This window comes from Bradyrhizobium sp. BLXBL-01, from assembly GCF_051853025.1.
In the GTDB taxonomy this organism is placed as follows: Bacteria; Pseudomonadota; Alphaproteobacteria; order Rhizobiales; family Xanthobacteraceae; genus Bradyrhizobium.
In genome coordinates this window covers 2,605,087-2,630,491 of the sequence record NZ_CP182471.1, presented here as the reverse complement: position 1 = coordinate 2,630,491, position 25,405 = coordinate 2,605,087, and the positions used below count along the sequence as shown (strand labels likewise).

At 64.2% G+C, this 25,405-nt stretch carries 26 protein-coding genes; 17 read left to right on the top strand and 9 right to left on the bottom strand.

Going from position 1 to position 25,405, the window contains the following annotated elements:
• Positions 1–170: 170 nt before the first annotated feature.
• The 3 genes from pqqA to ACNJYA_RS11810 all read right to left on the bottom strand — a co-directional run bounded on the left by pqqA (position 171) and on the right by ACNJYA_RS11810 (position 1,333).
• Entirely contained in the window at positions 171–251 is an 81-nt protein-coding gene (gene pqqA / locus ACNJYA_RS11820; protein ID WP_008562446.1) for a pyrroloquinoline quinone precursor peptide PqqA, read from the bottom strand.
• 218 nt (positions 252–469) lie between these two features.
• The gene (locus ACNJYA_RS11815; protein WP_246570752.1) at positions 470–799 is read right to left on the bottom strand and encodes a hypothetical protein; all 330 of its coding nucleotides are present in this window, start codon (positions 797–799) and stop codon (positions 470–472) included.
• A 141-nt stretch (positions 800–940) separates the two neighbouring features.
• On the bottom strand, positions 941–1,333 hold the full coding sequence (locus tag ACNJYA_RS11810) for a calcium-binding protein (RefSeq protein WP_172785576.1): 393 nt from the start codon (positions 1,331–1,333) through the stop codon (positions 941–943).
• 288 nt (positions 1,334–1,621) lie between these two features.
• Between ACNJYA_RS11810 and ACNJYA_RS11805 the strand changes: the two genes are divergently transcribed.
• From ACNJYA_RS11805 to ACNJYA_RS11780, 6 genes are all read left to right on the top strand, one after another.
• Complete coding sequence (locus ACNJYA_RS11805) at positions 1,622–3,286, top strand: methanol/ethanol family PQQ-dependent dehydrogenase (protein ID WP_439402948.1); 1,665 nt, start codon at positions 1,622–1,624, stop codon at positions 3,284–3,286.
• A 10-nt stretch (positions 3,287–3,296) separates the two neighbouring features.
• Positions 3,297–3,653, top strand: coding sequence for a c-type cytochrome (locus ACNJYA_RS11800; RefSeq protein ID WP_172785578.1), 357 nt, complete (start codon positions 3,297–3,299; stop codon positions 3,651–3,653).
• Entirely contained in the window at positions 3,650–4,579 is a 930-nt protein-coding gene (locus ACNJYA_RS11795; protein ID WP_439402947.1) for a substrate-binding periplasmic protein, read from the top strand. The genes ACNJYA_RS11800 and ACNJYA_RS11795 overlap by 4 nt, the downstream gene beginning before the upstream one ends.
• 252 nt (positions 4,580–4,831) lie before the next feature.
• Entirely contained in the window at positions 4,832–5,851 is a 1,020-nt protein-coding gene (locus tag ACNJYA_RS11790; protein WP_439366458.1) for an FUSC family protein, read from the top strand.
• Between the two features lie 111 nt (positions 5,852–5,962).
• Positions 5,963–6,952, top strand: coding sequence for a Bug family tripartite tricarboxylate transporter substrate binding protein (locus tag ACNJYA_RS11785; RefSeq protein ID WP_212255264.1), 990 nt, complete (start codon positions 5,963–5,965; stop codon positions 6,950–6,952).
• 124 nt (positions 6,953–7,076) lie between these two features.
• Entirely contained in the window at positions 7,077–7,502 is a 426-nt protein-coding gene (locus tag ACNJYA_RS11780) for a hypothetical protein (RefSeq protein WP_439402946.1), read from the top strand.
• Positions 7,503–7,552: 50 nt separating this feature from the next.
• Here ACNJYA_RS11780 and ACNJYA_RS11775 read toward each other — a convergent pair whose 3' ends face one another.
• Positions 7,553–8,521 (bottom strand): helix-turn-helix domain-containing protein, encoded by a 969-nt coding sequence (locus tag ACNJYA_RS11775; RefSeq protein ID WP_172785583.1) that lies wholly within the window; start codon positions 8,519–8,521, stop codon positions 7,553–7,555.
• Positions 8,522–9,034: 513 nt separating this feature from the next.
• Between ACNJYA_RS11775 and xoxF5 the strand changes: the two genes are divergently transcribed.
• The 7 genes from xoxF5 to ACNJYA_RS11740 all read left to right on the top strand — a co-directional run bounded on the left by xoxF5 (position 9,035) and on the right by ACNJYA_RS11740 (position 16,903).
• Complete coding sequence (gene xoxF5 / locus ACNJYA_RS11770; protein WP_212255260.1) at positions 9,035–10,840, top strand: lanthanide-dependent methanol dehydrogenase XoxF5; 1,806 nt, start codon at positions 9,035–9,037, stop codon at positions 10,838–10,840.
• Between the two features lie 80 nt (positions 10,841–10,920).
• On the top strand, positions 10,921–11,442 hold the full coding sequence (locus ACNJYA_RS11765; RefSeq protein WP_172785585.1) for a c-type cytochrome, methanol metabolism-related: 522 nt from the start codon (positions 10,921–10,923) through the stop codon (positions 11,440–11,442).
• Positions 11,443–11,502: 60 nt separating this feature from the next.
• Entirely contained in the window at positions 11,503–12,612 is a 1,110-nt protein-coding gene (locus tag ACNJYA_RS11760) for an S-(hydroxymethyl)glutathione dehydrogenase/class III alcohol dehydrogenase (protein WP_439402945.1), read from the top strand.
• A gap of 31 nt (positions 12,613–12,643) precedes the next feature.
• On the top strand, positions 12,644–13,207 hold the full coding sequence (gene gfa / locus ACNJYA_RS11755; protein ID WP_212255259.1) for an S-(hydroxymethyl)glutathione synthase: 564 nt from the start codon (positions 12,644–12,646) through the stop codon (positions 13,205–13,207).
• A 616-nt stretch (positions 13,208–13,823) separates the two neighbouring features.
• Complete coding sequence (locus ACNJYA_RS11750; RefSeq protein WP_025037743.1) at positions 13,824–14,276, top strand: (2Fe-2S)-binding protein; 453 nt, start codon at positions 13,824–13,826, stop codon at positions 14,274–14,276.
• A gap of 1 nt (position 14,277) precedes the next feature.
• Positions 14,278–16,590 carry a xanthine dehydrogenase family protein molybdopterin-binding subunit gene (locus ACNJYA_RS11745; protein WP_212255258.1) on the top strand — a complete coding sequence of 771 codons (2,313 nt, stop codon included), beginning with the start codon at positions 14,278–14,280 and terminating at the stop codon, positions 16,588–16,590.
• Positions 16,591–16,645: 55 nt separating this feature from the next.
• Entirely contained in the window at positions 16,646–16,903 is a 258-nt protein-coding gene (locus ACNJYA_RS11740) for a hypothetical protein (RefSeq protein ID WP_212255257.1), read from the top strand.
• Positions 16,904–17,198: 295 nt separating this feature from the next.
• Here ACNJYA_RS11740 and ACNJYA_RS11735 read toward each other — a convergent pair whose 3' ends face one another.
• From ACNJYA_RS11735 to ACNJYA_RS11720, 4 genes are all read right to left on the bottom strand, one after another.
• Complete coding sequence (locus ACNJYA_RS11735) at positions 17,199–18,926, bottom strand: methanol/ethanol family PQQ-dependent dehydrogenase (protein ID WP_439403433.1); 1,728 nt, start codon at positions 18,924–18,926, stop codon at positions 17,199–17,201.
• Positions 18,927–19,057: 131 nt separating this feature from the next.
• Positions 19,058–19,711, bottom strand: a complete 654-nt coding sequence (locus tag ACNJYA_RS11730; RefSeq protein ID WP_172785589.1) for a ubiquinol-cytochrome c reductase iron-sulfur subunit — start codon at positions 19,709–19,711, stop codon at positions 19,058–19,060.
• A 245-nt stretch (positions 19,712–19,956) separates the two neighbouring features.
• Positions 19,957–20,421, bottom strand: coding sequence for a group III truncated hemoglobin (locus ACNJYA_RS11725; protein WP_172785590.1), 465 nt, complete (start codon positions 20,419–20,421; stop codon positions 19,957–19,959).
• A gap of 138 nt (positions 20,422–20,559) precedes the next feature.
• Positions 20,560–21,411 carry a 3-hydroxybutyryl-CoA dehydrogenase gene (locus ACNJYA_RS11720; protein ID WP_157283960.1) on the bottom strand — a complete coding sequence of 284 codons (852 nt, stop codon included), beginning with the start codon at positions 21,409–21,411 and terminating at the stop codon, positions 20,560–20,562.
• Positions 21,412–21,725: 314 nt separating this feature from the next.
• On the opposite strand from ACNJYA_RS11720, the gene ACNJYA_RS11715 reads away from it, so the two are divergent.
• Entirely contained in the window at positions 21,726–22,424 is a 699-nt protein-coding gene (locus ACNJYA_RS11715) for an ABC transporter permease (protein ID WP_439366453.1), read from the top strand.
• Here ACNJYA_RS11715 and ACNJYA_RS11710 read toward each other — a convergent pair.
• A complete protein-coding gene (locus tag ACNJYA_RS11710; protein WP_439402944.1) occupies positions 22,398–23,207 on the bottom strand; it encodes a substrate-binding domain-containing protein in 810 nt (269 codons plus the stop codon). The genes ACNJYA_RS11715 and ACNJYA_RS11710 overlap by 27 nt on opposite strands.
• Before the next feature lie 158 nt (positions 23,208–23,365).
• Here ACNJYA_RS11710 and ACNJYA_RS11705 point away from each other — a divergent pair, with 158 nt between their 5' ends.
• The 3 genes from ACNJYA_RS11705 (at position 23,366) to ACNJYA_RS11695 (ending at position 25,357) form a co-directional block, all read left to right on the top strand.
• A complete protein-coding gene (locus ACNJYA_RS11705) occupies positions 23,366–23,653 on the top strand; it encodes a hypothetical protein (RefSeq protein WP_439402943.1) in 288 nt (95 codons plus the stop codon).
• 138 nt (positions 23,654–23,791) lie between these two features.
• Positions 23,792–25,021: a hypothetical protein gene (locus tag ACNJYA_RS11700; protein ID WP_439402942.1), complete on the top strand. Its 1,230-nt coding sequence runs from the start codon at positions 23,792–23,794 to the stop codon at positions 25,019–25,021.
• A 63-nt stretch (positions 25,022–25,084) separates the two neighbouring features.
• Positions 25,085–25,357 carry a TonB-dependent receptor plug domain-containing protein gene (locus ACNJYA_RS11695; RefSeq protein WP_439402941.1) on the top strand — a complete coding sequence of 91 codons (273 nt, stop codon included), beginning with the start codon at positions 25,085–25,087 and terminating at the stop codon, positions 25,355–25,357.
• The last annotated feature ends 48 nt before the right edge of the window (positions 25,358–25,405 follow it).

The following is a 25,405-nucleotide window of genomic DNA, read 5'->3' as shown; positions in this document are numbered from 1 at the left end:
GCGTAACACACTGCCGCGGAGCATGGTCGAGATTTTGCGGAAGAGAATTGAAGCTCCTGCACAGGCGGCTTGGTGTCGATCCGCAAAGCACAGAGCACGGCGAGGCGGTGATCCGACACTGCCACGGCGACGACGGCGTTCGCCATCGAAGCCGCAGCAGGTCGTCGGTCTTACTTGCGCGAAGCGCAGGCGTACATGTTGATCTCCATGCCGACCGGCACTTCCACGATCTTCGGAGCTTTCCAAGCCATTCGGGTCTCCCAAGGTATTGAGCGCGACATCGCGCGGCGAAAAACCTAGGGCTGCCTCAAGGGCAGTTCAAGCCTCGATTCGTCTGCCGAGCGCGTCTGTGCCGATTCTTCGCGGCCACATTTCTCTCTCGGACAAAGCAAGTTCCCTCTTGGTCAAGCACGACCAGCGAGACACTGCCTTGTGCAACGCACCGCGCGTCGAATCGACAAGGGTGTCGTCAGCAGCCCTTGTCGGCCATTTCCGCATTCGGCTTGGCGCCTGCGGCGCGCTGAGCCGCCGTCGGCTCGCTCTGCATTTGCCGCTGTGCATCCTCCGACGATGCCGGCGATTCACCGCTGGCACGATTCATCGTGCTGGTCGGCGGATGCTGGCTGGTATCGCTCGCCGAGCCGGACGTGTGCGATTGTGCGGAGCCCACGGTGACTGGACCAGAACCCGCATCCTTGTCAGTGCTGGCGCTGCCGGTGTTGCACGGGCCGGCGACCGCAATCCCGGCGCTCAGCGTCAGGATTGCGCAGGCAGCAAGAATGGAACGCTTCGTGTTCATCTGCATCTCCTCTTCTCCCGCCGCGCAGCCCCGGCGACGGCAGGACATCCGGAGAAACAGGCCGAGCAGCCCGATGTTCCCGAGCGTCAGACCGGAATGGTCGCAAACATTGCGCCCGTCATGTCCGTTCCATCGCGGCGTTCACCGGAGCAATCGCACGAGCGCGCGACCGGCGCGCGAGTTCAGCTCCTTCGCGTCCAGCGTTCCGTCCTTGTCGGGATTCGCTGCGTTGAAGCGCTGCTCGACCACCGACAAATATTCGTCGAGGGTGAGGGTCCCGTCGCGGTCAGGATCGGCGGCGGCGAGTTCTTTCGCGCTCAACCGTCCACGCAATTCGCGTGCATCGAGCGTACCGTCATGATCGGGATCGAGCTTTGCGAACGTGGCGGCGGCGGCCTTCTTCACCTCGGGAAGATCAAGCGTGCCGTCATTGTCGGTGTCGAACATCTTGACCGCATTGGCGGAGGCCGACCAAGCCGGACCGGCGGACAGTGCAATCACAAGTGCAAGGGCAATTGAGCGAGCCGAAATCATCGAGACCTCCCTGACCTAGAGCCCCCGGATCGATGGGGGCAGAGCCGACATAAATCCACAAGCCGACCTCGGTTCAAGTCCCGACCTGCAACTTGCGCGCGCCACAACCTTCGCGTCGCGGAATTTCTCAGCGTCTGCGCACAAGTTCGAGTTGTCTTTGTCAGGTTTCCGTCAGGTGACCGCCAACGATATCGGCAGGCCACGTACGACTTTCGTATTGACGCGTTTTGGTTTCCGACGGAGTGTTGCAGTCGCAGCGTCAAAAGGCGCGCATATTGGGAGGAACGGATGAAACGCTTTGCGATGGCCGCGGGCCTCGTCATGCTTGCGTCAACCTGTGCAAATGCACAAACCACCGAGCAGCTCGTCAAGGGTGCGACCGACACATCGAACGTTCTCAATTACGGGATGGGCTACAATCTGCAGCGCTTCTCGTCGCTGAAGCAGATCAACAAGGACACCGTCAAGAACCTCGTCCCGGTCTGGAACTATTCATTCAACGACGACCGCAGCGAGGAATCGCAGCCGCTGGTGTACCAGGGCGTGATCTACGTGACCTCGCACAACGCGACGATGGCGGTCGATGCCAAGACCGGCAAGCAGATCTGGAAGACCAAGGTCGAGTACCCCGCCGAGACCCCGCGCACCGTCTGCTGCGGCATCATCAACCGCGGCGCCGCGCTCTTCGACGGCAAGGTGTTCCGCACCACGCTCGACGCCCACGTGATCGCGCTCGACGCCAAGAACGGCAAGGAGCTGTGGCGGCAGAAGGCGGCCGACATCAAGGAAGGCTATTCGATGACGGTGGCCCCGCTCGTTGCCGACGGCGTCGTCATCACCGGCATCTCCGGGGCCGAATTCGGCACAAGGGGCTTCATCGACGGCTGGGATCCGGCAACGGGCAAGCACCTCTGGCGGACCCACTCGATCCCCACGCCGGACGAGCCCGGCGGCGATACCTGGAAGGGCGACACCTGGAAGCTCGGCGGCGGCTCGACCTGGATCACGGGTTCTTATGACGTCGAACTGAACACGGTGTATTGGGGCATCGGCAATCCCGGCCCGTTCAACTCAGCGGTGCGCCCGGGCGACAATCTCTACACCTGCTCCGTGCTGGCGATGGATCCCAAGACCGGCAAGATCAAATGGCATTACCAATTCTCGCCGAACAACCCGTTCGACTACGACGCCGTGGCCGAGATGGTGCTCGCCGACGTGAATGTCGAGGGCAAGCCGACCAAGGCGCTGATGAATGCCAACCGCAACGGCTTCTTCTACGTGCTCGACCGCACCAACGGGAAGCTGCTCGCCGCCAATCCTTACGTGAAGGTGAATTGGGCGACCGGCATCGACATGAAGACCGGACGTCCGATCGAGACCGACGTTTCCAAGGACGCGCGCGAGGGCAAGAAGGTCACGGTCTATCCGTCGATCCTCGGCGGCAAGAATTGGGAGCCGATGTCGTTCAATCCGCAGACCGGCCTCGCCTATGCCAACACGCTCAATTTCGGCGGCAAGTACAAGGCGGAGCCCGTCACCTTCAAGCAGGGTGAATGGTATCTCGGCATGGACCTGTCCGATCCCTGGCAGTTCGACGATGGTCCGCGCGGCTACCTCAAGGCCATCGACCCCATGACCGGCAAGGCCAAGTGGGAGGCGCCGAGCGACATTCCGCGCTTCTCGGGCGTGCTGTCGACCGCCGGGGGCGTCGTGTTCTCGGGTCAGCTGACCGGCGAGTTCGAGGCCTTCGACGCCGACACCGGCAAGAAGCTCTGGCAGTTCCAGACCGGGTCCGGCATCGAGGGACAGCCGGTGACCTGGCAACAGGACGGCGTGCAATACGTCGCGGTGACCAGCGGTTATGGCGGCGTCTACTCGTTGTTCTCCGGCGACGAGCGGCTTGCCAACGTGCCGCCCGGCGGCTCGCTGTGGGTCTTTGCGGTCAAGCAGTAACCACGGCACGATGCTGATCGACGTATCACACAAGACGGTGGCGACGATCGCCACCGTCGCGGCGATGACGGTCGCGCTTGCGGCGACCGTCCGCGCCGCGGATGACGCAACCGGCAATCCCTTGCAGGCGCAGATCGACCACGGCAAGTCGACCTATGCCGAGAAATGCTCGCACTGCCACGGCCCCAACCTGATGAACTCCGGCACCATCACGCCGGACCTGCGCGCCATCCCAGACGACAAGACGCGCTTCGTGACCACCGTGAAGAACGGCAAGAACAACAAGATGCCGCCCTGGGGCGACATTCTCAGCGACGACGAGATCGGCAACCTCTGGGCCTTCGTCTCCAGCCGGAGAAAGCCATGAGGAGCCGGCGTGTTGCCTGGAGCGTGGCAGCTTTTCTGTCCACGATGGCGTCGGCCGCTCTGGCGGCCGACGATCCCCTGAAGGTCTGTCTCGACGAGGACCGGCCGCCGCTCTCGGTGCATCACCGCGGCAAGCCGGATGCCGGCTTCGACGTGCTGCTGGCGCAGGCGATCGCCGAGCGGCTGGGACGCCCGCTGAAGATCCAGTGGTTCGAGAGCAAGCTGGACGAGGATTCGAGCCCGCCGCTCGAGGCCAACGCGCTGCTCTCGGACGGGCGCTGCTCGCTCGTCGGCGGCTACGCGCTGACGCAGGATTCGCTCGTCGCCCCCGGCATGAAGACGGCGCGCTTGCCGGATTTCGCCGGAGCCACGCGCGACGATCGGCGACGTCGCGTCCCGCTCGGCGTGCTCGCGCCGAGCCAGCCCTACATCTATTCGCCGATGACGGTGGTGCTGGGGCCGAAGGCGCAGCGGCGCAAGGTCGGCGACATCGGCGATCTCGCCGGCCTTCGTCTCGTCATCGAAAGCGGATCGCTCGGCGACGCGATCCTGATGACCTTCGACAAGGGGCGCCTGATCGACAATATCACCCACCTCGTCCCCGGCCGCGACGATCTCCTCGGCGCCCTCGAGCGCGGCGACCATGACGCGACGCTGATCGATCTTGCCCGCTTCGACGCGCATCGCGCCGCACACCCGGACACGGCGATCACGGCGTCCGGCTACTATTACCCGATCGGCGCCAATCGCGGCTATGTCGGGCTCGCCAGCGACGGCGCGCTGATCGAGGCCGTCAACAAGGCGCTGACGGAGCTCACGGCTTCGGGCAGGATCGGAGAATTCGGCAAGCAGGCCGGCCTCACCTATCTGCCGCCGCGCGAGCCCGCCATCCTCGGCGATGTCTGGACGAAGATCATCCAGCGGTGACGGTAAGGGCTTTCGTGCCCGGCTGCATCCTCAGTTTTGGAGCATGCATAGCTACATCAACACCGTCGTTGCGAGCGCAGCGAAGCAATCCAGAGTCCCTCCACGGAAAGATTCTGGATTGCTTCGCTGCGCTCGCAATGACGGAGTGTGGAGTAGCGGCAGCGTACCTCTTGCGGGAGTCCGACGGCATCGACTCGCCTAGTGGCGGCCCGAACCGTATGATGCTCGCATTTCATTCGCCATCGGTGCCCCGTGAATTCCCCGGCCATCGCCAGCAATCTGCGCGACCTCCTCGCCCGCGAGATCAAGACCCGCGAGCTCTTGCGCGCGCTGATCGTCGTCGGCCCGATCGTCGCCGCCTATTTCATCGCGCGCGAAACGGCGTTGCTCAATCTCGGACTGGTCGCGGTTTCGTTGCTCATTCCGGCGCTGCGGCTGCGTCTGGCGCCAAAAATCGTTGCGTGGCACTACCTAGCCATTCTCGTCACCTTTGCCGCGCTGTTTCTGGCCGCTCCGATCAAGCCGCTCTTCGTAGCGCTGACGGCGCTCGCCGGCTTCCTTGCGGTGGCGGGGACGCGCCATGGCGAGCATTTCCGCACACTCGGCAATTGGGTGTTCATCCCCGCCGTCTATCTCGCCTGCGAGGTGCGGGAGGGTCTCAGTCCGTCCGAGGCGCTACGCCACGCCGGCGTCATCATCGTCTCCTCTCCGGTCGCGCTGGCGCTGGTCTGTGCCATCCAGATCTATGACCAGCGGCGGCGCGGCGGCACCGGAGCGGCTTCGTTCGGGCCAGCCGCCGCCGAGTGGTTTCTGCCCGCGCTCGCGACCGCCATGGCGGTGTTCGCATCAGCAGCGCTGGTCGAGATCCTCAACCTCGCGCAGGGGCAATGGGTGATGTGGTCGGCTGCAAGCGTCGTCGTCGGCGATCTCGCCGCTTCCACCGACAAGCTGAAGCAGCGCGCGATCGGCGCTTTTGTTGGCGTGCCGCTGGGCTTTGTCACAGGCCTTGCCCTGCCGCAAAGCCGCATCGGCTACGCAGTGGCGGTTCTCGCGGCCACCCTCACGCTGATCTCGTTCTCCCGCTATGTCGTCGGCTTCGGCCTGCGCTGCTTCTTTATCGCGCTGGCGGCGTCCTTTGCCGGCGGCGCCAGCGGGATCGCCGAGGAGCGCATTGTCAACGTGCTGATCGGCGGCACGTTCGGTCTTATCGCAGTAGCCCTGACGGAGATCGTTTGGCCGCGGCTGATACGGAAGGCACGAACCTCCGGGTGATCAGCGAATAGGCACCGCGCAAGCCAATCGAATGCGCCAATCTGTCTCGCCTGCGGCGCATGGCAGCGACGGCCTGATGCAGTAGGTTCGGCAAAAATCCGGGAGAGAATCATGTCCGCCAAGCTCGATCGCCGCCACTTCATCGCCGCCGGCACCAGCGCATTCGCAATGCCTTTCGTTTCGCGCGGCGCCTCCGCGCAAGGCAGCTGGCCGGCGCGGCAGATTCGCATGGTTTGCAGCTATCCGGCCGGCGGCCAGACCGACCTGCTCGCGCGCGCCTATGGCGAGTTCATCTCCAAGCAGGTCGGCAAGACCGTCGTCATCGAGAACAAGCCCGGCGCCGCCGGCGCGATCGGCACGGCGGAGGTCGCCCGCGCCGAACCCGACGGCCACACCATCCTGTGCTCGATTTCGACCACCTACATCATGAACCGGGTGGTGATGAAGAATCCCGGCTACGACATGGACAAGGATCTGACACTCGTCAGCGTCATTCCGGGCGCGGGCCTGTTGCTGGTCGCGAACCCCAAGACCGGGGTCAAGACGCTGGAGGATTTCGTCGCCTTCGCGCGCAAGAGCGGCAAGGTGAACTTCGGCACCTACAGCGCGGGCTCGGCCCCGCACATGACGATCAACGAGCTCAACAAGCAATACGGCCTCAACATCGAGCCGGTGCACTACCGCGGCGAGGCGCCGATGTGGACGGGAATGCTGGAAGGCACCCTCGATGCCGCGATGGGCAGCTACACGGCCGCGCAGTCGGTGCTGCAAAGCGACCGCGGCACGGTGTTCGCCGTGCATTCGAAGAAGGTCGACGCGATCCCGAACGTCAAGACGCTGCCGGAACAGGGCGCGACGTCGAAATTCTTCACCGTGAGCGGGTTCACCGGCTGGGTTGTGCCCAAGGCGACGCCGCAGCCGGTGGTCGATCGCATCGCCGAGCTCTGCGTCGCCGCCAACAACGATCCGAAGGTGAAGGAGGTTCTCGCGACCTTCGTGCTCGAACCCGCGATCGGATTCAAGGAAACAAACGCGCTGTACCAGCGCGAGCTGCCGATCTGGATCGAGAGCGCGCAGGCGCTCGGCCTCGAGCCGGCCTGAACTTGGAGACATGGCCAGCACGCCGGCTGCTCCCTCCCCGACCGGAGTCCGACCAAAGCCTAGTGTCGGAGGCGCATTTTCCCGCTATGATTGTGCGCCTCTGCGGACAAGGAAGGTCGATCGCATGACACCGGATGCAGTCGCCGTCGCCGTTATGATCATCCTGCTGTTTCCGATGGGCTATTTCACGCTGGCATCGCCCGCTTTCCTGCTGGTGAGGCTCGATATTCAACCCGTCGCTCAGCTGCTGCGCGGAATGTTCAACGCCCATTTTCTGGTGATGCGCGTCGCCGGCGCCATTGGAACGGTGGCGCTGCTGCTCGACGGCCGCCTGCTTGCCGCCTTCGGCGTCGGCATGATCACGGCCCTGGCGATCTGGGGCCGCCCCTGGTTCATGCAACGGGTCGACGACCAGCTCAGCGCGCGGGACGCCGGTGACGCCGAGGCCGCGCGTCGGTTACGCCGGCTGCATTGGAGCGGAATGCTGGGGAACGCGGTGCTGCTGGTCGCGCTCGTGGCCGGCATTCCCTATGTCGCCATGCCGGCCTGACAGGCGCGACACCATGCGAGCGTTCGCGTGGAGCATTCGCTTGAGAACGTCTAATGCTCGCCCGAGCTCGCCGCGCCCTGCTGGGCCTTGTGGATCGAGGACGGCACCACGCCGAAGTATTTTCGGAACACCCGGCTGAAATGCGATGAGCTGGAGAACCCCCAGGAGAAGGCGACGTCGGTGATGGTCTTGCCGGCGTGGGCCTCGAGCTCCTGGCGGCAGTTCTGCAGCCGCGCCTGCCAGATGTAGTCGCTCACCGTGGTGCCGCGCTCGGAGAACAGCATGTGCAGATAGCGCTTGGAGCAACCGAGCTCGGCCGAGATCTGGTCGATGCACAAATCCGGGTCGCGCAAGTGTTCGCGGATGAAGAACTGCGCGCGCACATACATCGCTTCGGGCCCGACACGATCGAACATCGTGTCGGCCTCGCGCAGCGGCAGCAGCAACAGGTCGATCAGCGAATCGGCGACGCCGACCGCGCTGTTGGCCGACAGCTTTGCCGCCTCGTCGAAGGCGGCATGGACGAAATCGTGGGCGATCCGCCCGGTCCCCGTCTTCGCGGTCAATTTGCAGGCCGGCATCCGCTGCGACGGGAATCCGCGGTCGCGCAGCAGCGCCTTCGGCACGATCACCACGTCATGACGGGTAAAGGCGGGACTGATGATCGAATGCGGACAGGAGACGTCATAGGCGATGATGTCGCCGGGGTTGATCTCGATGTGCCGGCCTTCTTGTTCGAAATAAGACACGCCGTAGGTCTGGAAGTGGATTTTTATGTACGGGTGTTCATTGGCCTTGGCGCGCGCCAGCGTGTGCGCGATGCGATGCTGACTGACCTCGATCTGGCAGAGCTTCAGGCGCGAGACCGTGGTGTAATCGATGCGACCTTCGAGCGAGGACGCCTCCAGCGGATCGACGTCGAAATGCCCGCACAGGCTCGTGAGCCCGTCGATCCAGCTCTGGATCTGCCGCTTCGGCGTCATTCCGGTCGTCGAGAGCGTGTGAATGGTGTCGGACATTAATCCAGCCACTGATTTGATCCGGAGATTCGGCGCGAATCGCAACCAGCGCTGCCGGAGCCCTCAGCCGTGATTGCGTGACGTTTACCTCGCATTTGAGCGGTCTCTTGCAACGAGCGCCATCGTTCCATTGCCACTCTTGAAACTTAATCCTCCGCCTTAGTTGCAGCGCCGTCAAGGGGAACCTGAGCGCGGAGGCGGTCTCAAGGACGCACCGAAGCCGCTGAATTCGCTACTGCAAAATCAAAATCTTCACCTCCGTGCGCTGTCGAGCAAACCGCCTTCTCTCTTGGGCAAGTTTCCCGATGGCGAAGCCGTTAGGGATTGCGGCAGGAACAACAAGAACGGGCCGCTCCTGCACGTGGACCCGTGGCTCTCATCAGGAGGAGGAAACAGCACAGCATCGTTTCTGGTCCCAACGTGACCGCCCTGCACGAGCAGACGCCGGACGAGAAGCCCGGTGATTGAGCAATGCTTCGGAAACAATAAACGAGACCAACGGAGGAATAACCTATGCGCAAGGTGCTACTGGCGACCTATCTCGGCTCCGCGGCGGCTCTCGCCGTCGGCAGCGCCTCAGCCAATGACGAGCTGATCAAGATGTCGCAGAATCCCAAGGACTGGGTGATGCCGGCGGGCGACTATGCGAACACCCGCTATTCCAAGCTGAACCAGATCAACGCTCAGAACGTCGGCAAGCTTCAGGTCGCCTGGACGTTCTCGACCGGCGTGCTGCGCGGCCATGAAGGCGGCCCGCTGATCATCGGCAACGTCATGTACGTCCACACGCCATTCCCGAACAAGGTCTACGCCATTGACCTTTCCAACGAGAACAAGATCATCTGGAAGTACGAGCCGAAGCAGGATCCCAACGTCATCCCCGTGATGTGCTGCGACACCGTCAACCGCGGCCTGTCCTACGGCGACGGCAAGATCATCCTGCATCAGGCCGACACCAACCTCGTCGCACTCGACGCCAAGACCGGCCAGGTGGCCTGGTCGGCGACCAACGGCAATCCTGCGAAGGGCGAGACCGGCACGTCGGCCGCGCTGGTCGTCAAGGACAAGGTCCTGGTCGGCATCTCCGGCGGCGAGTTCGGCGTGCAGTGCCACGTCACCGCATACGACCTCAAGAGCGGCAAGCAGGTCTGGCGCGCCTATTCCGAAGGCCCGGATGACCAGATCAAGTTCGATCCGGCCAAGACCACCGCGCTCGGCAAGCCGGTCGGAGCCGACTCCAGCCTGAAGACCTGGCAGGGCGATCAGTGGAAGATCGGCGGCGGCTGCACCTGGGGCTGGATCTCCTACGATCCCGCTTTGAACATGGTCTATTACGGCTCGGGCAATCCCTCGACCTGGAATCCGAAGCAGCGTCCGGGCGACAACAAATGGTCGATGACCATCTTCGCGCGCGATGCGGACTCCGGCATGGCCAAGTGGGTCTACCAGATGACGCCCCACGACGAGTGGGACTATGACGGCGTCAACGAGATGATCCTCACGGATCAGCAGATCAACGGCCAGCCGCGCAAGCTCCTGACCCATTTCGACCGCAACGGCCTCGCCTACACGATGGATCGCGAGAACGGCGAGCTGCTGGTCGCCGAAAAATACGATCCGAAGGTGAACTGGACCTCCGGCGTCGACATGGACAAGAACTCGCCGACCTACGGCCGGCCGAAGGTGCTCGACGCGGCCTCGACCGACAAGGCCGGCGAGGACGTCAACGTGAAGGGCATCTGCCCGGCCGCGCTCGGTACCAAGGACGAGCAGCCGGCAGCCTACTCGCCGGACACGCAGCTGTTCTACGTTCCGACCAACCACGTCTGCATGGACTACGAGCCGTTCAAGGTGAGCTACACCGCGGGCCAGCCCTATGTGGGTGCGACGCTCTCGATGTATCCGCCGCAGGGTGAAAGCCACATGGGCAACTTCATCGCCTGGGACGGCAAGACCGGCAAGATCGTCTGGTCGAACAAGGAGCAGTTCTCGGTCTGGTCGGGTGCGCTCGCAACCGCCGGCGGCGTGGTGTTCTACGGCACGCTCGAAGGCTACCTGAAGGCGGTCGATGCCAAGTCCGGCAAGGAGCTCTACAAGTTCAAGACTCCCTCCGGCATCATCGGCAACGTCACCACCTATGAGAACAACGGCAAGCAGTACGTTGCCGTGCTCTCCGGCGTGGGTGGCTGGGCCGGCATCGGTCTGGCGGCAGGCCTGACCGATCCGACCGCAGGCCTCGGTGCCGTCGGCGGCTACGCCGCCCTCAGCAATTACACGGCGCTCGGCGGTACGCTGACCGTGTTCTCGCTGCCGAACTAAATCCGTCAGCATCGCTCCGGCGCGTGGATCGCTCCACGCGCCGGCTCGTCTCCACCGAATGCCGGCCGAGGGAAAAACTCTTGCGTAAAATCTGCTTTGTCATTGCTGCGACGATCTTGGTTGCGTCCGGAGGAATTGCGGTCGCGGACGGTCCGGGCGATCCGGCTGCCGTGAAGAAGGAAGACGACGGAAAGTGGCTCGATAAGGAGGGCAATCCCACCTACAAGATTTCGGCCGACGGCACCGTGGACTGGTTCACCTATTCCGGATACCGCCGCTATCACTCGGACTGTCACGTGTGCCACGGCCCCGACGGCATGGGATCGACCTACGCGCCGGCGCTGAAGGATTCCGTCAAGTCGATGAGCTACGGCGACTTCCTCGGCGTGGTCGCCTCTGGCCGCAAGAACATCTCGACCGCGCAGGAGAACGTCATGCCGGCGTTCGGCGACAACCCGAACGTCGCCTGCTACATGGACGACCTCTATGTCTATCTCCGCGCGCGCTCCACCGAAGCCTGGGGCCGGCAGCGTCCTTCGAAAAAGGAGGAGAAGACGGAGGCCTACACCAAGGCTGAAGACGCCTGCATGGGCAAGAAATGAACGTTACGAAGGCTGCCAAGACTACTTCTTGGCGTCTGATGCGAATTTGAGGAGCTACCGATGAAGACACGTGCCGCCGTTGCTTTCGAAGCCAAGAAGCCGCTCGAGATCGTCGAGGTCGATCTGGAAGGCCCGAAGGCCGGCGAAGTCCTGGTCGAGATCAAGGCGACGGGCATCTGCCATACCGACGCCTACACGCTCGACGGCTTCGACAGCGAGGGAATCTTCCCGTCGATCCTGGGACATGAGGGGGCCGGCATCATCCGCGAGATCGGCCCGGGCGTGACCTCGGTGAAACCGGGCGATCACGTCATCCCGCTCTACACGCCGGAATGCCGGCAGTGCAAAAGCTGCCTCAGCCAGAAGACCAATCTCTGCACCGCGATCCGCGCGACGCAGGGCAAGGGCGTGATGCCCGACGGCACCAGCCGCTTCTCCTACAAGGGCAAGCCGATCTACCACTATATGGGCTGCTCGACCTTCTCGAACTTCACCGTGCTGCCCGAGATCGCCGTTGCCAAGATCCGCGAGGACGCGCCGTTCGACAAGAGCTGCTACATCGGTTGCGGCGTCACTACCGGCGTCGGCGCCGTCGTCAATACCGCCAAGGTCACGCCGGGCTCCAACGTGGTCGTGTTCGGCCTCGGCGGCATCGGCCTCAACGTCGTCCAGGGCGCCAAGATGGCCGGCGCCGACAAGATCATCGGCGTCGACATCAACGATTCCAAGGAGGAATGGGGTCGCAGGTTCGGCATGACCGACTTCGTCAACCCGAAGAAGATCACCGGTGACATCGTTCAGCACCTCGTCGGCCTCACCGATGGCGGCGCCGACTACACCTTCGACTGCACCGGCAACACCACCGTGATGCGCCAGGCACTGGAAGCCTGCCATCGCGGCTGGGGCACCTCGATCATCATCGGAGTCGCCGAGGCCGGCAAGGAGATCGCCACCCGCCCGTTCCAGCTCGTCACCGGCCGCAACTGGCGCGGCACGGCCTTCGGCGGCGCGCGCGGGCGCACCGACGTGCCGAAGATCGTCGACTGGTACATGAACGGAAAGATCCAGATCGATCCGATGATCACCCACGTGCTCAAGCTCGAGGAGATCAACAAGGGCTTTGACCTCATGCACGAGGGCAAATCCATCCGTTCAGTCGTCGTGTTCTAGCTCGAAAACGTCACACCAAGGAGGATCGACCATGACTGTTGCACTCCATCCCTCGATCGACAACGGCATCAAGCAAGGCAGCGGCAGCTTCGCCGGCGGCACGCTGGTCTGCAAATGCAGCGACCACCCGGTGAAGGTCAGCGTCAAGGGCGACGTCGCCCACAACCACGCCTGCGGCTGCACCAAATGCTGGAAGCCGCAGGGCGCGACCTTCTCCGTCGTCGCCGTGGTGCCGCGCCAGAACGTCACCGTGCTCGAGAACGGCGACAAGCTCCAGATCGTCGATCCCTCGGCGGTGATCCAGCGCTACGCCTGCAGGGCCTGCGGCACGCACATGTACGGCCGGATCGAGAACAAGAACCATCCGTTCTACGGCCTCGATTTCATCCATCCCGAACTGTTCCAGGAGCAGGGCTCGCAGGCGCCGCAATTCGCCGCCTTCGTCTCCTCCGTGATCGAATCGGGCGTGAAGCCCGAGCAGATGGCCGGCATCCGTTCGCGGCTGAAGGAGATCGGCCTCGAGCCCTATGACTGCCTGTCGCCGGCCCTGATGGACGCGATCGCAACCCATGTGGCGAAGGCCAAGGCCGCCTGAGAGGGCTGCCCGAGCTGGCCGGCCGCCAGACCTCGGCCACACCATCTGCGGCTCGCTGGCGCCCGTCGCCGCCAGCGAGCCGACCGGACCCGCGGCGCAATGCCGCCGCTTCTGCACCACGCGTGAGTAAGGGCCATCGGCTCCTCAGTCCTGGTCTCTGAATGACTGCGCAGGACCGTCCGCTTCCTGCTTGAAGTTCGCGGTGTCCTGCGTTCTCCCTCCCTCGACTGAGGCCTACTGCTTCGTCCGTTCGGTCTTGCTGGCGGACGAAGCTTTTTTCGTTGCGCCCATTCGATGAGCAGGCGGCGGGATGACGCGCCCTGCTTTTGACAAACCGTCGATGCAATCTTTTCCCGGTGAGAACACCCGGCTGTGAACGCCGGGTCGGAGCGATCTCTGCTAGGGTCGCGCCGTCACGATGCCGCGCGAAGACAATCAATCAAGAAGAAAACGGGAGGTATCGAGCACATCCAGACATCGCCATCCGCGTTCCTGCCTCCCTCCGGGATTTGCCCGCGCGGGACCACGGCGGGACGTGGCGAGACGACGCACGAACCGTCGCCGACCGGCGGCGGAATTTTGAATTTGGCATGCTTATGAAGAGCGAGGCACGATCATGATCAAGGTGAAGATCAACGGCCAGGAACAGAGCTGGGACGGCGACCCGGATCTCCCGCTACTCTGGTTCCTGCGTGACGAGGCCGGACTGACCGGCACCAAATACGGCTGCGGCCAGGCGCTGTGCGGCGCCTGCACGGTCATCGTCGACAAGCAAGCGGTGCGCGCCTGCATCACGTCCGTCAACGATGTCGCCGGTCGCGAGGTCACCACGATCGAGGGTCTGCATCCGAATGGCGATCACCCGGTGCAGAAGGCGTGGCGCCAGCTCAACGTGCCCCAATGCGGCTTCTGCCAGGCCGGCCAGATCATGCAGGCTGCGGCCCTCCTGATGGATAACCCGAAACCCTCGCACGACCAGATCCGCGAAGGGATGGCCGGCAACATCTGCCGCTGCGGCTGCTACCAGCGCATCGAGAACGCCGTCCATCTCGCATCGACGGGGGTGTGACATGAACTTCATCGACAATCCCGGCAAGCTGCGCGGCTTCGAAAAGCACATCAAGGTCGAGAAGGTCACGCGCCGAAGCATCCTGAAGGGGCTCGGCGTCACCGGCGGCTTCGTGCTCGCCGCCCCCGTGATGTCGCGCCAGGCGCTCGCCTATGAGACCGGCGCCGGCAAGATGCCGCATGGCGTCGTGGTCGATCCGCGCGTGTTCGTTTCGGTAGGCGCGGATGGCATCGTCACCATCGTCGGGCACCGTTCGGAAATGGGCACCGGCGTGCGCACCAGCCTGCCGCTGATCGTGGCCGAGGAGATGGAGGCCGACTGGTCCAGGGTCAAGGTGCAGCAGGCCCATGGCGACGAGGTCAAATTCGGCAACCAGGACACCGACGGCTCGCGCAGCACGCGGCATTATCTGATTCCGATGCGCCAGATCGGCGCCTCCGCCCGCACCATGCTGGAGCAGGCCGCAGCCAAGCGCTGGGGCGTGCCGGCGACCGAGGTCAAGGCGGTCAACCACGAGGTCGTGCACAGCGCCAGCGGGCGCAAGCTCGGCTTCGGCGAGCTTGCTGCCGACGCCGCAAAGGAATCGGTGCCGAGCATCGAGGGCCTCAAGCTGAAGGACCCCAAGAACTTCCGCTATCTCGGCAAGGGCCAGATCGGCATCGTCGATCTCCATGACATCACCACCGGCAAGGCGCGCTATGGAGCCGACGTGCGGCTGCCGGGCATGAAATATGCCGTGATCGCCCGCCCGCCGGTGACCGGCGGCAAGCTGGTCAAGTTCGAGCCGGAAGAGGCCTTGAAGATCCCCGGCGTCGAGAAGGTGATGCAGGTTCGCGGCTGGCCATGGCCGTCGAAGTTCCAGCCGCTCGGGGGCGTTGCGGTGATCGCGCGCAACACCGGCGCGGCGATCAAGGGCCGCGACGCCTTGAAGCTGGTCTGGGACGACGGCCCCAACGGCAAATACGACTCGGTCGCCTACCGCAAGGAGCTCGAGGAAGCCTCGCGCAAACCCGGCCTCGTGCTGCGCAAGGAGGGCGATGCGGACGCTGCCTTGAAGAGCGCCGACAAGGTGATCGTCGGCGAGTACTACCTCCCGCACCTCGCCCATGTCTCCATGGAGCCGCCGGTGGCGGTCGCGGACGTCAAGGGCGACAAGGCGGAGATCTGGGCGCCGGTGCAAAGCCCCGGCGGCACCCGCGAGGACGTCGCCAAGACGCTCGACATTCCCGAGGCCAACGTCACCGTCAACGTGACCCTGCTCGGCGGCGGGTTCGGACGCAAGTCGAAATGCGACTTTGCGCTCGAAGCCGCGCTGCTCTCGAAAGAGCTCGGCGCGCCGGTGAAGGTGCAATGGACGCGGGAGGACGACATCCACAACGGCTTCCTGCACACCGTCTCGGTCGAACGGATCGAGGCCGGCCTCGACAAGAGCGGCAAGGTGATCGCCTGGCGCCACCGCAGCGTGGCTCCCAGCATCGCCTCGACCTTTGCCGCCGGCACGGTGCATCAGGCGCCGTTCGAGATCGGCATGGGCCTGGTCGATATGCCGTTCGAGATCGCGAACATCTCTTGTGAGAACCCGGAAGCCGCGGCGTTCACCCGCATCGGCTGGTTCCGCTCGGTCTCGAACATCCCGCGCGCCTTCGCCGTCCAGTCGATGGTCGGCGAGATCGCGCAGGCAACAGGGCGCGACCAGAAGGACATGCTGCTCGAGCTGATCGGCTCGCCTCGCATCGTCAAGCCCAACGTGAAGGACCTCTGGAATTACGGCGAGCCCCAGGACAGCTACCCGATCGATACCGCGCGCCTGCGCAAGGTGGTCGAACTGGTCGCCGAGAAGGGTGAATGGGGCCGAAAGGTGCCGAAGGGCCACGGTCTCGGCATCGCCGTGCACCGCAGCTTCGTCAGCTACATCGCGACCATCGTCGAGGTGACCGTCGACGACAAGGGCAAGCTGACGGTGCCGCGGGTCGACACCGCGATCGATTGCGGCACCTACGTCAACCCCGAGCGCATCGCTTCGCAGATCGAGGGCGCGGCGATCATGGGGCTGAGCCTTGCCAAATACGGCGAGATCACCTTCAAGGACGGCAAGGTGCAGCAGAAGAATTTTGACGACTTCCAGGTCGTCAGGATGGACGACTCGCCTGTGGTGACCAACGTCTACGTCGTGCCGCCCGGACCCGACACGCCACCGAGCGGCGTCGGCGAGCCCGGTGTTCCCCCGTTCGCGCCGGCCCTGATCAACGCGATCTTCGCGGCGACGGGAAAACGCATCCGCTCGCTTCCGATCGGCAAGCAATTGGAGGCGTAGCCGCGGAACAGAAGCGGCCTCGCGCCGTTTGCATCGATCTGACAGGAGCAGATCGATGACCAACATCTCAAAGGCGCTCGCAGTCTCGCTGTCGGGCGCCTTTCTTTTGACTGCCGCGGGCGCATTCGCTCAGAGCAGCACGACGCCGCCGACCACGGCCACGCGGCCCACCGGGCCCGACCAGAATTCGCTGCCCAACGCCAACGCCCCGCCCGCCTCCACTACCCAGACCACCGGGCAGCACAACCTCGATCCCAAGATTCGCGAGATGAACCAGAAGGAAAAGGACAAGGTCGAGCGCGAGGGAAAGTAGTGGTTTAGCGCCTGCGCATTGATGCGCCTCTCCGCTTTTGTCCGCCGAAGCCTTGGCGAAGGCGGATGTGGGAGAGGGCAGCGACGCTGGTCGATGCGCACTCACTTGGGTGAGGGGCTGCCTCTGCGCGTCAATCTCCCGATGAAAGCGCGCGGATAGAACCCCTCATCCGGCGCTTCGCGCCACCTTCTCCCACAAGGGGAGAAGGAAGAGCCACACAAAATGCGGCGGACGTTACCGTCCGCCGCATTCGCCACCCCCCTGCTGCTCCGCTTCTGTCGATCCGCCCGCGGAGCTATTTCTTCAGCGCGAAGACCCAGATGACGCCGCCCTGCGGCACGTTGGCTTCGATGCCGATGTTGTTGGTCACGAGCGCATCCTGGATGCGCTGCGCGTCGACGCCCCATCCCGACTGGATCGCGATGTATTGCGTGCCGTCGATCTCGTAGGACACCGGCATGCCGACGATGCCGGAGTTGGTCTTCTGCTCCCACAACAGTTCGCCCGTCTTGGCGTGGAAGGCGCGGAAATAGCGGTCGTTGGTCCCTCCGACGAAGACGAGATCGCCCGCGGTCGCCGTGACCGATCCGAACAGTTGCGACTTTGGGAAGTTGTGCTGCCAGACCTTCTTGCCGGTTGCGGGATCCCAGGCCTGGAGCTCGCCAAAATGATCCGCACCCGGCTTCGTCTTCAGGCCGATATCTTCCGGCTTGGTGCCGAGCCAGAGCTCGCCCGGCTTGAGCGGCACTTTCTCGCCGGTAAAGCCGCCGCAGAAATTCTCGTTGGCGGGCACGTAGACGAGGCCGGTCTTCTGGCTGTAGGCCGCCGATGGCCAGTCCTTGCCGCCCCACAGCGACGGGCAGAACTCCACGCGCTTGCCCATGACCGGCTTGTGCGCGGGGTCGACGATCGGCTTGCCGGTCTCGGGTTCGATGCCCTTCCAGACGTCGGTGAAGACGAACGGCCAGCCGGCGACGTAATTGATCTTGGTCGGCGTGCGCTCGAGCACCCAGAAGATCGCGTCGCGTCCCGGATGGACCAGGCTCTTGATGTTGCGGCCATCGCGTTGCAGGTCGATCAGCATCGGTGCTTCGACCTCGTCCCAATCCCAGGAATCGTTCTGGTGATACTGGTGATAGGTCTTGATCTTCCCGGTGTTGGGATCGAGCGCGAGCACTGATGACGTGTAGAGATTGTCGCCGGGATGCGAGTCGCCCGGCCACGGCGCGGCGTTGCCGACACCCCAATAGATCGTCTTGGTCTCTTTGTCGTAATTGCCTGTCATCCAGGCCGACCCACCGCCGTTCTTCCAGTCGTCGCCTTGCCAGGTGTCGTGACCGGGCTCGCCTTCACCGGGGATGGTATAGGTCCGCCACAGCTCCTTGCCGTCCTTGGCATCATAAGCCACGATATAGCCACGCACGCCGAACTCGCCGCCGGAGCCGCCGACGATGACCTTACCGTCAACGATCAATGGCATCAGGGTCAGGTACTGGCCCTTCCTGTAGTCCTGCACCTTCGTGTCCCACAGCACCTTGCCGGTTTTGGCATCGAGCGCGACCACGTGGTCGTCCGTGGTGGCGAGGTAGAGCTTGTCCTCCCAGAGGCCGACGCCGCGGTTGGTCGGATGCAGCTGGAACAGATCGTCAGGAAGCTGCCGCTTGTAGCGCCAGTATTCGTCGCCGGTCTTCGCATTCAGCGCGATCACCTGCCCCATCGGGGTCGTCACGAACATCGCGCCATTGTTGACGATCGGCGGTGCCTGATGGCCTTCGACCACGCCGGTGGCGAAGGTCCAGACCGGTGTGAGGTTCTTCACGTTGGAGGTATTGATCTGGTCGAGCGGGCTAAAGCCCTGCCCGTCATAGGTGCGCCGGTAGAGCATCCAATTGCCTGGCTCCGGATTTTCGAGCCGCTGCGAAGTGACGGGCGAATAATTCTCGATCGGGCCAGCCAGCGCGGCGGTCGAAACGAGGCAGGTGAAGGCGATGAAGCCGGACAGGTAGAATTGCTTCCTGGTCATGGAGAGTTTCATGGACGTTCCCCTTTTTCATCCGCTTGAATTCTTGTTGTGAATTCTTGTCGTTCGTCCCGTCGTCCGCCGCGTCGGCGGAGGCGGCCGTTCGTGACGCGGGCCCAGCCCGCAACCGTCCATCATCCTGGTTGTGTGCCACCTACCTTTCCCATGAAATTGCCGGCGACGCTGAGCGAACCGTCAGCGAGCGCCAGCGGCAGCGCTGCAAGCCGCCGCGGTGCCGGCCCGAACACGACCTGCGCGCCCGCGCGGGGATCGAATTCGGAGTTGTGGCACATGCACTTGAACACCTCCTTGTCGCCGACATCGCTCTTCACCCAGGCAGTGACGGGACAGCCCGCATGCGAGCAGATCGCCGAATAGGCGATGATGCCGTCGACGGCCCGCGCGCGGGTCTTCTCGTCGAGGTCGGCGGGATCAAGCTTGATGATCAGGATCTCGTTGAGCCGTGAGGCGCTGCGCACCACCGCTGAGGTGGGGTCCTTCGGCCAGGCATGGACCGGCGGTCCGCCGGCCTTGAGATCGGCCGCGGTGATGAGCTTTCCCTCCTGGTCACCTTCGGAGAAGACGAGCAGGTCGCCTTTCTGCGGCCGCTCATCCGAGCCGGGCGGATCCTCACCTGCGCGGGCTTGGGTGGAACAGCCGAGGCACGCTGTCGTCGCGAGCGCACCGAGCAGCATGGATCGCCGCGTCTGCTCGGCACCCGCATCGACGTCGGGTTCCGCAGCACTCTCTGAGGATTGTGAATTAGTATCGACCGATGCGCGAGCCATGCCCGTTAGCAGGCGCTGGAACTCTGCCGAAAACAAGGCGAAGACTTGGCGCCGCAGTGCATCAATGTGGCTTTGCTCGCGTTGATTGAGCAAGACCAAATGCGTTCCAGCGCGTTTTCGCGAATTCTACATCGCATTGCGCGAACGGCATGATGATTTTGCAGATCAGATCGATGCTGCGGGAATTGGTGCGGCGCGCCATCACGCAACGCGAGCTGCACCTTTCTCAGGCAGGCATTTTGTATTCACGACCTGAGCACGTGACGCGGCGAAGCGATGCGGCCCGCAAGTGTTGCCGACGCCATTTCAAAACTGTCGGCGATACGACGCGCCTTGTCGATGAACAGCGCAGCCGCCGCCGGCGGGCAGACCTCGCGCGCGGTCTGCTCGAACAGCTCGAGCCAGCGATCGAAATGGCCTCCGGCCAGGCTCAACGGCAGGTGTGCCCGCATCGGCGAGCCATGATAGCGGCCACTCATCAACACGACTGACGACCAGAAATCCCTGAGCTTGGCGAGATGCTCGTCCCAGTTCTGCACGACGGCGAAGACGGGCCCGAGCAGCGTGTCCTCACGCACGCGTCCGTAGAAGCGGGTGACGAGTTCTGCGATCATCTCTTCGGTGATCCCGGTGCGCTCGATCGCATCCTGGGTCAACAGGTTCCGCCGCGCGGCCGCAGCTTCCCGCTCGGCCTTCAGTCGATCCGACATGTCCTTTGTTATCCGTTCCGTTGTTCCCGCAGGCTGCCCGTTCGACATTGTCGGGCCAATTGCGCGCGGCGTCTTTGTCGCAGCGCAAATTGCGGGGATCTGGCGGCGGACGCTAGGTGCCCGCCGCCAATGCCTTCATCAGGCGGTATAGGTGTAAAAGCCCTGCCCGGTCTTGCGGCCGAGATGGCCGGCATCGACCATCTCCTTCAGCAGCGGGGCTGGCCGATATTTAGGATCGTTGAAGCCCTTGTAAAAGACCTCCATCACCGAAAGCATGGTGTCGAGCCCGACGAGATCGGCAAGTGCGAGCGGCCCGATCGGATGGTTGCAGCCGAGCTTCATGCCGGCGTCGATTTCCTCCGCCGTCGCGATGCCCTCCTGCAGCGCGAAGATCGCCTCGTTGATCATCGGACACAGGATGCGGTTGACGGCGAAGCCCGGGCTGTTCTTGGCCGTGATCGCCACCTTGCCGACGCGCTTGGCGAAATCCAGCGCCTTCGCATGGGTGTCGTCCGAGGTCTGCAGCCCACGGATGAGTTCGAGCAGCGCCATCACCGGCACCGGGTTGAAGAAGTGCATGCCGATGAAGCGGTCGGGACGGTCGGTCGCCGCCGCGAGCTTCGTGATCGAGATCGAAGAGGTGTTGGTTGCGACCAGCGTGCGCGGCGATAGCGTGGCGCAGAGATCCTTCAGGATCTTGACCTTGAGCTCCTCGTTCTCGGTAGCGGCCTCGATGACGAGGTCGCAATCCGACAGCTTCGCCCGGTCGGTGGTGCCGGTGATGCGCTTGAGCGTCGCCTCGCGGTCGGCCGCCGACATCTTCTCTTTCTTGACCAGCCGCTCGAGGCTTCCGCCGACGGTCGACAGGCCGCGGTTCACCGCCGCGTCGGAAATATCGACCATCACGACCGACAGGCCCGCGGCGGCGCAGACCTGCGCGATGCCGTTCCCCATGGTCCCTGCCCCGATGATGCCAACGGTCTGGATCATTGCGTCACATCCTTCATCCTTGCGGGCGAGCCAGTTGCAGCCCGGACCCATTGTTCCTGCATCAGGGTCTAGCACCGCCACTGGGCTGGCGCGACCCGATCCTGTTCCTTAGCGCATCCGAGGCCGGAATAAAGCCGCCCGCGGGGCGGCCAGGTGCCTCGATTGTAGGTCACTGGCCGCGTTTTCCGGTCATCCCGAGCCTCGCTCCAACTGCTCCGGTGGGCTGCCCACCCTTGGGGCCTTGATTATGGCAGCGGCAGCAGCGAGAAGGGCGGCGCGGGGCTGCCGCGGAACAGGAGCTTGGCCCGACACGGATGAACGATTTCGCACGATCCATCGGTGCCGCCTTTGCGCTGATCGGCGAGGCCGACACCGAGCTATTGGGCATCGTCGCCTTGTCCGTAAGGGTCAGCCTGACCGCCAGCATCCTCGCACTTCTGATCGGCGCCCCCTTTGGAGCCCTGCTTGCGATCACCCGCTTCCGGGGACGCCAAGTCATCGTCATTCTGACCAATGCGCTGCTCGGCCTTCCACCGGTCGTGGTCGGGCTCGCCCTCTATCTCCTGCTGTCGCGGTCCGGCCCGTTCGGGGCGGCGGGCTTGCTGTTCACGCCAGCCGCCATGGTGATCGCGCAGACGCTGCTGGCGACGCCCATCGTGGTGGCCCTGGTGCACCGGCCGGCAAGCCTGCTGTGGGCGGAGTATGGCGACCTGGCGCGGATCGACGGATTGTCGGCCCTGCGCAGCATGGCCCTGCTGTTCGCGCTCGGCCGGACCTCGCTGCTGACGGCCTTTCTCGCCGCGTTCGGGCGCGCCATCGCCGAAGTCGGCGCGATCATCATCGTCGGTGGCAATATCCGCGGCTTCACCCGCACGATGACGACGGCGATCGCATTGGAAACCAGCAAAGGCGACCTGCCGCTCGCGCTCGGACTCGGGCTGATCCTGCTCGCACTCAGCGTCGCGGTGTCGACTATAGCCTTCGTCCTAGTGGGACGCGTTGGGGAAAAATAGCTGCTCGCCGCCGACCTTGTACCCGGCGATCGCTTCCTGCCCTTGCGGCGAAATCAGCCAGTCGATGAAGGCCTGTCCCTCCTTGGCCTTCACGTTCGGATGCTTTTCAGGATTCACCAGCATGACGCCGTACTGGTTGAAGAGCCGCTTGTCCCCCTCGGTCAGGATGGCGAGTTCGCCGCGGTTTTTGAACGACAGCCAGGTGCCGCGGTCCGACAGGAGGTAGGCGTTCCACGACGAGGCCATGTTCAGCGCCGGGCCCATGCCCTGGCCGATCTCCCGATACCAAGTGTCCTTGCCGGCACTGAGGTCGACGCCCGCCTCCTTCCATAGCCTCAGCTCGGCCGCATGCGTGCCGGACTTGTCGCCGCGCGAGATGAACGGCGCTTTCGCGGTCGCAATCCTGCGCAGCGCCTCGACCACGTCCTTGCTGCCCGAGATCTGCGCTGCATCGCTCTTGGTGCCGACGATGACGAAGTCGTTGTACATGACGTCGAAGCGCTTCACGCCCTGCCCTTCGGACATGAACTTGTCCTCGGCGGGCCTGTCGTGGACGAACACCACGTCGGCATCGCCGCGCCGCCCGATATCCAGAGCCTGGCCGGTGCCGACGGCGACGACCTTCACGCCGATGCCTTCGGCCTTCGCGAACAGCGGCAGCAGATGGCCGAACAGCCCCGACTGTTCCGTCGAGGTGGTCGACGCCACGGTGATGGTGCGATCCTGTGCGGATGCGATGGTGGACCAGAGCAGAACCGCTCCGATGGTGGCAAGCTTCCTCATGCGCCGTCCCCGACCAGACAATGACGGTTCTGAAATAGCGGCTCGCGACGACGACGGGAACCCCGACTTGGACCGCAACGAGAGCAAAGGCTGCCGCGCCTCGGCAGGAACGCGGTCAGCGCACGCGAGTTGACCGGATGCAAGTCACGGAGAATCCGATGAAGAAGATCATCCTGGCCCTCGCATGCGTCATGGCGCTGGCGACAGGTGGCGCTTTGGCGCAGACACAACCCGCACCCGGCGCATCCGGTCAGGGCGATGTCGGCCCCTCATCGCGAGGCCCGGCAACCAAGGGAATGACGACAGGACGTTCATCGAATATGCAGAACGAGGCCAGCGACGGCAAGGGCGCGCAGTCGCCTTCGGCCGGCGGCAGCGACACCAACAACATGAGCAGCCAGGCCGGCGGCAGTGCGGGTACCGGCGGCACCGGCTCCGGCAAGTGACCTGAGGATCCAATATCTCTAGGGATGCGAGTCAATTGAAGCATTCGCGAACGGCACTCCACTCTGCGGAGCGGCATTCGCCCCGCAGAATGGATGCGCGGATGTTCTGCAATTGGTCCTGCCTACGTTGACACGGGTGTGACGGCCGGGGCAGGTTTTCACATTGCTGACGAATCAGCGATTGCCTCACGCCGAGCACCTCTTGGACAACTCCCAGTGCTTTCGAGACTGATATCGTTGCTGCGCCGCATTCCAGCGGTGAACTGGGCGTTTTCCCGACTCCGGCCTGTGCCGCACAGCGGCAACCTCGACGTCGCGCCGACTGCAGAGGCTTCATCTGCCATCGCCGAAGGCGTTGCCGGCACGGCTCCAGCGCCCATCGCCGAGATCAGCGCTGATCCCATGCGCGACGAGGCTGATCTCGCCGCCACCGCTCCGGTCGCGGAGAACGATGCGGCTGTGTCGGTCGTCGCGGAGATTCCGTCCGACGATATCTGCATCGGCGACTCATCTTCAGAGTTGGCAACGGCAATCGAGCCGCCTGCGGCGCCGCCAGCGACCGAAGAGGCGTTGGCTGCATCGGCCGGTGCGGAGAACGAGCCAGTTGCAGCCTCCGATCTCGCCGTCGTGGACGATGATGCATCGCCTGCTGGAATCTCTGCAGAGATCGACTCTGCCACCGCAGAAGAGATTGTGGCTTCATCAGCAGACGTCGCGACCGCTTCGGCCGATCTCCCTGCCCTCATCATCGAGGCTGCCCCCTCGCCCGACGTATCCCTCGATCTCGTACCCGATGCCGCCGAAGCAATCCCGGTCGACGTCGAGAACGTGGCGGCTGTTGTCTCTGAAGCCAGCGCCGAGATCGATCCGGCGCCCGTTGTCGCAATCGCGCCGACGCCCGCAAATGATGTTCCGCTCGCCTCGGCCATTGCGGCGGTAGCCAACGAGTCATCCAGCGACGTCGCGGAAGCTGAACCAGCTCCGGCTCTCACGTCTCCTTCGCCAGAGATCCGCAGCCCACCGAAAGTTCGCGCGCGAGCCGTAGAGCCCGCCGACCGCGCCGCGCTGATCCGGCAGCGCTGGGCCGAGAGCGGAATCAGGATGTGGAATCCGCAGCTTCACGGCACCGGCGAGGCCGCGCTGAACATCCAGGGAAGCGTCGGGCTGCTGCCGCCGGCGGCCGGCGAGACAATGCCGCGCTACGACAAGCTGGAATTCAGGATGCTCGGCGGACAGATCGTCTGTGAGGGCGTCATCGTCGAGGCCCCCGTGCAGGCGGGCCATCGGAGCTTCACGCGGCTCGCCGAGCCGCGGAGCATCGAGCGGATCCGCGAACCGGCGCGCGAGCGCCAGGCCGTTCTCGCCTGATCCTTTCGTCTGCGACCACCACGAGAATGTGCTAGGCTGATGTCCCGACATGGGAGATCCCAGATGCGCGCAAGACCATTGCTCTTCGTCGTGATCGCGCTTGCTGTCTCGCAGCCGGCGCTCGCCGCGGGCAAGCGGCCGCATCACATGACTGGGCCTGCCACCGATCCGGCCGCTCCCTACAAGGCCGATCGGCTCTCCTCCTCGCGCGGCGAGTCGATCCTCGACACGCCTGGCCAGACCACCGTGCTGACGCGGCAGGTTCTCGACGACAAGAGGGCGACCAGCCTGCGGGACGCCATGCGCTCGACCGCAGGTGTGACGATCGGACGCTAGGCCGCTTGCACCGCTCTCGGTCGCCCGCACCGAGCACTCGCTGACACC